At 62.9% G+C, this 8,108-nt stretch carries 8 protein-coding genes; 1 reads left to right on the forward strand and 7 read right to left on the reverse strand.

The window, feature by feature from the left end; translation table 11 throughout:
* Positions 1–277 precede the first annotated feature (277 nt).
* Positions 278–1,888: an N-acetylmuramoyl-L-alanine amidase gene (locus EPO09_RS18820; protein ID WP_290645510.1), complete on the reverse strand. Its 1,611-nt coding sequence runs from the start codon at positions 1,886–1,888 to the stop codon at positions 278–280.
* Complete coding sequence (gene tsaE, locus EPO09_RS18825; RefSeq protein WP_290645522.1) at positions 1,881–2,360, reverse strand: tRNA (adenosine(37)-N6)-threonylcarbamoyltransferase complex ATPase subunit type 1 TsaE; 480 nt, start codon at positions 2,358–2,360, stop codon at positions 1,881–1,883. The genes EPO09_RS18820 and tsaE overlap by 8 nt, the downstream gene beginning before the upstream one ends.
* A 114-nt stretch (positions 2,361–2,474) precedes the next feature.
* Here tsaE and queG point away from each other — a divergent pair, with 114 nt between their 5' ends.
* Positions 2,475–3,554 carry a tRNA epoxyqueuosine(34) reductase QueG gene (gene queG, locus EPO09_RS18830; RefSeq protein WP_290645524.1) on the forward strand — a complete coding sequence of 360 codons (1,080 nt, stop codon included), beginning with the start codon at positions 2,475–2,477 and terminating at the stop codon, positions 3,552–3,554.
* 37 nt (positions 3,555–3,591) lie between these two features.
* On the opposite strand, the gene EPO09_RS18835 is transcribed toward queG, so the two are convergent.
* The 5 genes from EPO09_RS18835 to EPO09_RS18855 form a co-directional block, all read right to left on the reverse strand.
* Complete coding sequence (locus EPO09_RS18835) at positions 3,592–4,845, reverse strand: hypothetical protein (RefSeq protein WP_290645512.1); 1,254 nt, start codon at positions 4,843–4,845, stop codon at positions 3,592–3,594.
* A gap of 33 nt (positions 4,846–4,878) precedes the next feature.
* Positions 4,879–5,628 carry a hypothetical protein gene (locus EPO09_RS18840; RefSeq protein WP_290645514.1) on the reverse strand — a complete coding sequence of 250 codons (750 nt, stop codon included), beginning with the start codon at positions 5,626–5,628 and terminating at the stop codon, positions 4,879–4,881.
* A gap of 15 nt (positions 5,629–5,643) precedes the next feature.
* Positions 5,644–6,225 (reverse strand): hypothetical protein, encoded by a 582-nt coding sequence (locus tag EPO09_RS18845; RefSeq protein ID WP_290645516.1) that lies wholly within the window; start codon positions 6,223–6,225, stop codon positions 5,644–5,646.
* A 105-nt stretch (positions 6,226–6,330) separates the two neighbouring features.
* A complete protein-coding gene (locus EPO09_RS18850; RefSeq protein WP_290645518.1) occupies positions 6,331–6,606 on the reverse strand; it encodes a DnaJ domain-containing protein in 276 nt (91 codons plus the stop codon).
* 116 nt (positions 6,607–6,722) lie between these two features.
* Positions 6,723–7,931 carry a lytic murein transglycosylase gene (locus EPO09_RS18855; RefSeq protein WP_367200093.1) on the reverse strand — a complete coding sequence of 403 codons (1,209 nt, stop codon included), beginning with the start codon at positions 7,929–7,931 and terminating at the stop codon, positions 6,723–6,725.
* Positions 7,932–8,108: the final 177 nt, after the last annotated feature.

Here is an 8,108-nt window from a genome sequence, read left to right on the forward strand (position 1 = left end):
TGACGCTGGCGGGCTACTACTTTGGCAACATCCCGTTCGTGAAGACCCATCTGGACAAGATCATCTGGGCGATGATTTTGCTGCCGGGCGCCCTGGCGATATTTGGCACTTGGCGTGCTGGCCGCAAGACGGCTTCTGCCCAATAAACTCACCCATTGATGCTGGGTGCTGGCCTCCGATGTCAGCAGCCTGAATAAAGTAAAGCGCCTCGGCCTGCTGGCCTGGAGGCGCTTTTCTTTTGGCGGCTCTATGGCGCCTTACTGCACGTTACTGCGCATCACAGCGCGCGGTTGCGGGCCAGCGGCGGATTCTTGGCAAAGTAGCGCTGGATGCCTTGCAGCAAGGCGTCGGCCAGTTCGCGCTGGTAGTCGTCGTCCTGAAGCTTGGATTCTTCTTCCGGGTTCGAGATGAAACCGGTCTCGACCAGGATGGAGGGGATGTCCGGTGCTTTGAGCACGGCAAAGCCCGCCTGCTCAACCTTGCCGCGATGCAGCTTGCCGATCTTGCCCAGGTGGCCCAGCACGGCGTTGCCCAGCTTGAGGCTGTCCTTGATCTGCGCGGTGGTGGACATGTCGAGCAGGGTGCGCATCACGGTTGCATCCTTGTTCTTGATGTTGACACCACCTACCTGATCGGACGAGTTTTCCTTTTGCGCCATCCAACGCGCGGCCGCACTCGATGCGCCGGTTTCAGACAGCGCGAACACCGATGCGCCACGCGCCTGCGGGTTCATGAAAGCATCCGCATGGATGGACACGAACAGATCGGCCTGCACGCGGCGAGCCTTGATCACGCGCTCGTGCAAAGGCACGAAGTAGTCGGATTCGCGGGTCAGCATGGCGCGCATGCCGGGTTGTGCATTGATCAGGGCGCGCAGTTTGTGCGCCACCTTGAGCACCACGTCTTTCTCATACAGACCGCTGGGGCCGACGGCGCCGGGGTCCTCGCCGCCATGCCCCGCATCCAGCGCCACGATGACCAGGCGTTGCGCGCCGGCCTTGGCGTTGCCCAAGGGGGCGCTGTCGTTGTCTGCAAGGGTCTTATCGGCGTTGCGGTCTGCGCCTTTTTCCGGTGCCTTGTCGATGGCTTTGTCGCCAGGGCGGGAAGCGGGGGCCTTGGCTATGGCTTTGTCCTGCCCGGTTTGAGTGCTTGTTTGTGCGCCGGTTGGCGGACGTTTGAGCCCTCCGATGAAATCGCCGAGCGCGTCATTCATGGCCTCGGCCGCTTGATCGGACTGCGGATTGGGCAAAGCCGAGCGGGCGACGCCAGGTGCTGGTGTGCCGGGGGCAGGCTGTGCAGAGATGAAGGCGCCGGGGCTGCCACCGCTGGCAGGCAGGGCTGAAGCACTTGCCGCCTGGGCGTTGTTGCTGGCAGCCGGTGCATTGGGTGTGGCGGTCGGCGCTGAAGGGACGTTGCTTGGCACCTGCAACCCAGAGCGTGGATCCGGTGCGTGGGTGGGATAGAGGTCAAAAACCAGGCGATGCTGGTAGGCCGCCACAGGCGGGAGCCCAAATACTTGTGGCTTGATGGCTTGTTTCAAGTCCAGCACCAGGCGCGCCACCTTGGGACGGTTCTGCCCGACACGCACGCCAGCGATGTAGGGGTCGTCCGCTCGAACTTTGCTGACGATGTCGCGCAACTGGGCGCTCAATTCCAGGCCTTCGATGTCGATCACGAGCCGCGTCGGGTTGGCCACGGCAAAGAAGGTGGCATTGAGCGGCACATCGGATTCCAGCGTGACCCGTGTGTAATCGGCTGCCGGCCACACGCGCACGGCCAGAAGCTGCGCGCCAAAGGCCAGCTCTTTGGGGCCCAGCACCATGATCAAAGTGCCACCCAGCGCCTGCTTGAGCAGTCTTCGACGATGGGCTTGGTTCGGCTTATCCATGGCTCAATGTACCCAAGGCATGTTGACCAACCGGAGTGGCCGCTTCGATGCGCACAGTGCGGCATTCGCCCTCATCCACTTGAGGTGGGGGCTGGATGTGGATCTGCAAGTCCGCCCGGGGCAGCAGGCCTTCGGCTTTTTCGGGCCATTCAGCCAGTTTCAGGCCGGGCGCGGCGAAGATGTCGCGAAAGCCGGCGTCTTCCCATTCCTGTGGATCGTTGAAGCGATAGAAATCGAAGTGGTGGATGGTCATGCCCGGCACATCGTGGGGCTCGACCACGGCGTAGCTGGGGCTCTTGATGCGGCCTTGCACACCCAGTGCGCGCAGCAGGTGGCGGGTGAAGGTGGTTTTGCCAGCGCCCAGGGTGCCATGCAGTTCGATATAGGCAGAATGCCCGGCCAGCAAGCCAGGTTGGAGTGCCTGGGCCAATTCTTCGGCCATGGCTGCGCACGCGGCCTCATCTTTCCAGATGAAGTCGCGCACCACATTCGGTTGCGCTTTGCTTGCTACGATCGTCACATGCGTCATGTACTTCAGTCACCTCATTCTGGCGAATCGGGCCGGACGGCCGACCTCGCTCAGGTCATGGCGAACTTGCGCCAATGGGCGACAGAACTGGGATTTTCTCAGATTGGCGTAGCTGATGTCGACTTGTCAAGTGCTGAAGCCCCTTTGTTGGACTGGCTGGCGCGTGGTTTCCACGGGGAAATGCACTACATGGCCAGCCATGGGCTCAAGCGCGCGAGGCCTGCGGAGCTGGTGCCGGGCACGGTCAGGGTCATCACGGCACGCATGGATTATCTGCCAGCATCCGTGCCTGATGGCTGGCAAACCATCGAGTGGGATCGTCTGAGCAGGCCGGATGCCGCTACCGTGTCCATGTACGCGCGTGGCCGGGACTATCACAAGGTGTTGCGCGCGCGCCTGCAGAAGCTGGCAGACAAGTTGACCGAGATGGTTGGCCCGTTCGGCTACCGCGTGTTCACCGATTCGGCGCCTGTGCTGGAGGTCGAGCTGGCCAGCCGCAGCGGCCTGGGCTGGCGCGGCAAGCACACCTTGTTGTTGTCTCGTGAGGCGGGGTCGAGCTTCTTTCTGGGTGAGTTGTTTGTGGACATGGCGCTGCCTGTGACGGCGCCCGAGCCTGCGCATTGCGGTTCTTGCCAAGCCTGTATCGACGTTTGCCCGACGCAGGCGATTGTGGGCGAGCGCCTGGTGGATGCGCGCCGTTGCATCTCCTACCTCACGATCGAGCAGCGTGGCCCGATTCCCATCGAGTTGCGCCCCTTGATGGGCAACCGCATCTACGGCTGTGACGATTGCCAGCTTGCCTGCCCCTGGAACAAGTTTGCCCGTCGTGCCGTGCTGCCGGATTTCGATGTGCGGCCCGCGATGCAGGATCCCGACTTGCTGCATCTGTGGCAATGGGACGAGGCGACGTTCCTGCGGCAAACCGAAGGCAGCCCCATTCGGCGAATCGGGTTTGCGAGCTGGCAGCGCAATATCGCGGTGGCCTTGGGCAATGCCTTGCGGTCTGATACGCTTGGCGAGGCGAGGAAGACCGCCATGCGTGAGGCGCTGTCAGGCTGGCTGCGTCAGCCGCCCCCATTCGCTGAAGCTGAGGAAGCGCTGGTGCGCGAGCACGTTCAATGGGCGCTCGCGCAATGAGCTGAATTGGCTGATTTGCTTGAGTCGGCCGATTTGTTCAGCTGGTCGCAGCAGGCTTGGCCACCACCACACACTCGCGTCGCAGCAAAGCCATGGCGTCGTTGTGCGAGGTGATGGCGTCGCTGAGCAGCAGGGGTTGGGCTTCCTGCAGGAACAGGCGCCACAGCTCGACATAACCTTCGCGCAAGGCGCTGGGCGCGTGGGCCTGGATGAAGGCCTTGGCCTTTTCCGGATGCAGCCCAGTCTTGCGGATCTTGCGGATCAGGGTGGCGGCGCTGCTTTCGGTCATGCTGATCTTGGGTGCGCTGCCTGCCGCGATGTGCAGGAACACGGTCAGCAGGGCGTCTTCATCGGTCTGCCCCAAGGTGGCCTTGCGCCATTCGTTAGAGGCGCTGCGCTCGTGATGGTCGATCTCGGCCAGGGCGTCTTCGATCCAGAAGTAGCGCCCCATGAAGGCCGTCGTCTGCGTGAACAGCTTGCGTGGCGACGCACTGGCATCCAGGATGCGCGGCATCTCTGCCAGCACCGATTGGCGCACGGACTCAACAGCGGCGTGCAGATGCGCGGGCAGGTCTTCGGGCACGACGATGGCGTCTTCGCTGGCCAGCATGGGTTGGCGGCGCAGCACGCCGATGGTCTTTTCGAAGCCAATCCAGTCGGGCAGGGTGTCTCGGCCCACGGCTTCGATCAGCAAGGCCGTGCGGATCACCGCTTCAGCTTCGGCGCCGAATTCTTCCAGCTCTTCGTCACTCACGTCGAGTTGGTCGGCCATCCAGGTGGCCGCTTCAATCAGGTCGGTTGCATGCCGGCGCGTGGCCAGTTCGGCGCGGTAGTCGGATAGAGGCCGCAGGCTCCACTTGGCCATGTGCGGGATCATCTCGTCCGTGAAGCCTTTGCGCTCGCTCATGCCGAAGTGCGAGCTTTGCGGCATTGCAATCAGCTTCTTGAGCATGTCCGAGCCACCTTTGGAGCGCGACAGCAGCGAGTTGTCCCGCAATGATTCGGCAGCACGGTGCACGTCTCCCTGGCAGGACTCTTCCAGGAAGAGGCTGACGAGGTTGATCATGCGCTCTCTGGCTTTTTCCAGCTCCGGGCGCAGGAACTCGCTGCCGAAGTAGCCGGCGATCTGGACCATGCCCTTGGGCGCTTCCACGCACATGGCATCGAGCTTGGCCTGGTTGATGAGACCGTTGGCCACGCCGTATTGCAAGGCCTTTTCGAAAAAGGGCCGGGCGTCGTAGAGCGAGATGGCGGCGGGTGCCGCCGTCGCTTGCGCTGCGTCTGAGGGCATGCTGGACTCGTTCATGTTGGATCGCCGCTCCGATCAGATCGCGGATTCTTCGTCCGGGTCGATGGCGGCCTGGGTGATGCGGCCACGGTCGGTGTCGCCGGTTTCCACCTTGCCGTCGCTCTCTTCGGCGTCTTCTTCGTCATCGCCTGGTGCGTCTTCGCCGCGTGCGGCCTTGGCGCGCAGTACCAGCAGCATCTCGATGAAGAGGTCAGGGCATTGGTAGCGCAGCAGCCAGGCCAGTTCCATCCAGTCGTTGTCAGCCACTTCATCGTGTTGCAGCACGGGGCGCACGTGCGCCGAGTTCAGCAGCGCTTGCTCGGGCATCATCTGGCCGTCGTCTTCCATCGTGTCGAAGTTGCCCGTGCGGGCAAAGCTTTCGACGCGGCTCCACTTGTCGGCGAAGTAGTTGGCCAGGGCCTCGCTGCCGCCTTCCAGATCGGCCAGCGCTTCCAGGAACTCGATCGGGTCTGCATCTTCACGGAAGATGATCGAGTTGATCATGCCGCGCAGGTGGGTGTGCTGAAGGTCCTTGTAGCGCTTTTCGATGACGACCGCTTTGGCAAACTGCTCGGGCGAGATCAGCATGTTGATGACCGAGTCCTTGGACGGGTCGTACTCGCGGATGACGGCGAGGATGTCCTTCGGCGGCAGTTGTTCCAGGACGACCATCAGTGCCTTGTCGCCTTCCTTGTCGGCCAGATCGACCAGGATGGCTTCGGCGCCCACGATGTCGCCCGCAGCGATGAGGCTCTGGGTTTGCTGGATGAGTGCAATCTCGTTCATGGTGTGGGTGCTCGCTCAGTCTTTGCGGTCGAAGCCTTGTTCGGCCAGCCAGTCGGCGCCGGCCTCTTCACGAGCTCGGGTGTCGTCGTCATCGTCGTTGTCCACGTACTCGCGGCTTTCGTCGTCGTGGTCTTCGCGCTCGGTGCGGTCTTCGCGTTCGTCTGCGTCCTCGTCATCTGCATCATCAGACGCGGCCATGGGACGGCCATCAGGCTTGTCGTACAGATAGACCAGCGCGGCGGCAATCGTCATGAAGCGCTGGCCATCGGCTTGCTGCAGGAAGGTCTCGACCAGTGATTGAACGGCTGGCAAAACCTGAACGGCGCCGCGAATGTCATCCCATTCAGGGATGTCGTCGATCTCCAGGCTCACGATCTGGTTCATCACGGCGGGCTGGGTGAAGCGAAAGCCTTGGTGGAACAAGACGGCCACCATTTCAGGTGCCGTTTCCGTCATCTGCAACAGGAAATCAAGCGATTTGCGCTTGTCGGCCAGCCGTTTGCGCAGCACGTCGCGGCCATCCGTGTCGGAGGTGAGGTCGTCCATTTCCGCCTGGTAGGCAGCGCGCAGATCGTGGAAAGCGGGGGAGAGATTCATGGCGTGGGTCGGGCGCGAGGGAGCGTAATCAGGAGTGAATCGTGGCCATGGCGAGGCCTGATCAGGTCAAGCGATGGCAGGCAGGTGGCGTTGCTGGCGTGTGGCTCAAAGGAGCGCGCTGAAGTAGTTCAGCCAGATGTCGCGCGCCGTGTCGATGGGGCTGTCGAGCAGGTTGCGTCGGCGGTTGTCATCGTAGGCCTGGCGCTTGTCGGGATCCGACAGCACATCGTAAGCCTCTTGCACAGCGCGAAAACGAGCCGGTGCTTCCGGAGCCGTGTTGCGGTCCGGGTGATAGAGCGAAGCCTTCTGGCGGAAGGCCTTTTTGATGTCGGCCAGCGTGGCCGCGCTGCCCAGGCCGAGGGCGGCGTAGTGGTCGGTCATGGTTGCCGCAAAAACGTGAACGGAGCTGAACTGTACTGGATCCGCTGCGCGGGCGGACTGTTTTGGACGAAAGATGCGGGCTGTCCGCGTGCCAACCCGTCAGCGCGTCGCTGGGCTTACTGGCCTTGTTGCAGGAGCTGGAGCAAGGCCGGCGTGGGGTAGCCGTCGGCGGGCAGGCCGGCACTGCGCTGGAATTGCTGCAGCGCCGAGCGCGTGGCGGGGCCCATCTGGCCGTCCGGCTTGCCGCTGTCGAAGCCGCGTTGGTTCAGGGCGGTCTGCAAGGCCAGCATCTCGCTTCGGGTCAGGTTGCGCAAATCCCTGGGCCAAGGCGCTTGAACGGCTGAGCCCCCCGAGATGCGTTGCGCCAGCAGGCACACCGTGAGTGCGTAACTCATCGAGTTGTTGTAGCGCAGGATGGTTCGGTAGTTGCGGCCCACGATGAAGGCCGGGCCGCGCGCACCTGCCGGCAACAAAATGGCTGCGTCTGTCACGTTGGGCAAGGGTGTGCCGTCCAGCGTGCGGACACCTTCTTCGGCCCATTGGGCGGTGGCTTGCCGCAAGGCCGGTTCCGTGCGTGAGGGATCGAACCCCGCCGGCAACTGGACTTCAATGCCCCAGGTTTCATCGGCGCGCCAGCCGGCGCGGGCCAGGAAGTTGGCCGTGGAGGCCAGCACGTCGGCCATGCTGCCCCAGATATCCCGGCGCCCGTCGCCATCGGCATCAACGGCATACGCCAGGTAAGAAGATGGCATGAACTGGGTCTGGCCCATGGCGCCAGCCCAAGAACCGACCATGCGCGGGCTTTCAATGTCGTGTCGCTGGACGATTTTCAAGGCGGCCAGCAACTCGCTGCGTGCCCAGCTTTCTCTGCGGCCTTCGAAGCCTAGCGTGGCCAGCGCATCAAAGACCGAGACATCGCCATAGTTGCTGCCGTAATTGCTTTCGAGCCCCCATACCGCCATCAAGATCGGGCCGGGTATGCCGTAGCGCGTGGTGGCCGCATCAGCTTCTGCCTTGTACAGCGCCAGCTTTTGCTGGCCGTTGGCAACGCGCTGCGCCGACACGATGGCCTCCACGTAGTCCCACAGCGGGCGCGTGAATTCGGGTTGGGCACGGTCCTGCTCCACGGCGCGTGGCCTGAGGTGCACGTTATCGAGTGTGGCGTGGAGCGTGTCTTCGTCAATGCCGGCAGACCGGGCCGTGACCCTGAATTGATCGACCCACTGCTGGAAGCGCTGATCAACTGGAAGCGTTTTGGCAGACGCTGCCTCGCGTGTGTCAGGCGGCTCCGGCTCGGTGGCGGATTGCGGTGCTGACTGTGGCAAAGCGTGTGAGTCAGCTGGTGCTTTTTGAGGGGCGGATACGCATCCAGACAAAACCGCGAGTATCAGCAGGAGCAGCGATCGGTGTTGGATCAGGTTGATGGCGGGGCGGTGCAAGGGCATGGGAACACGGCAAGAAAGGGATAACGATGCGAGCCGGGACAGCATGCCATATGCGAT

This window comes from Aquabacterium sp. (assembly GCF_004297345.1).
GTDB lineage: Bacteria > Pseudomonadota > Gammaproteobacteria > Burkholderiales > Burkholderiaceae_C > Aquabacterium.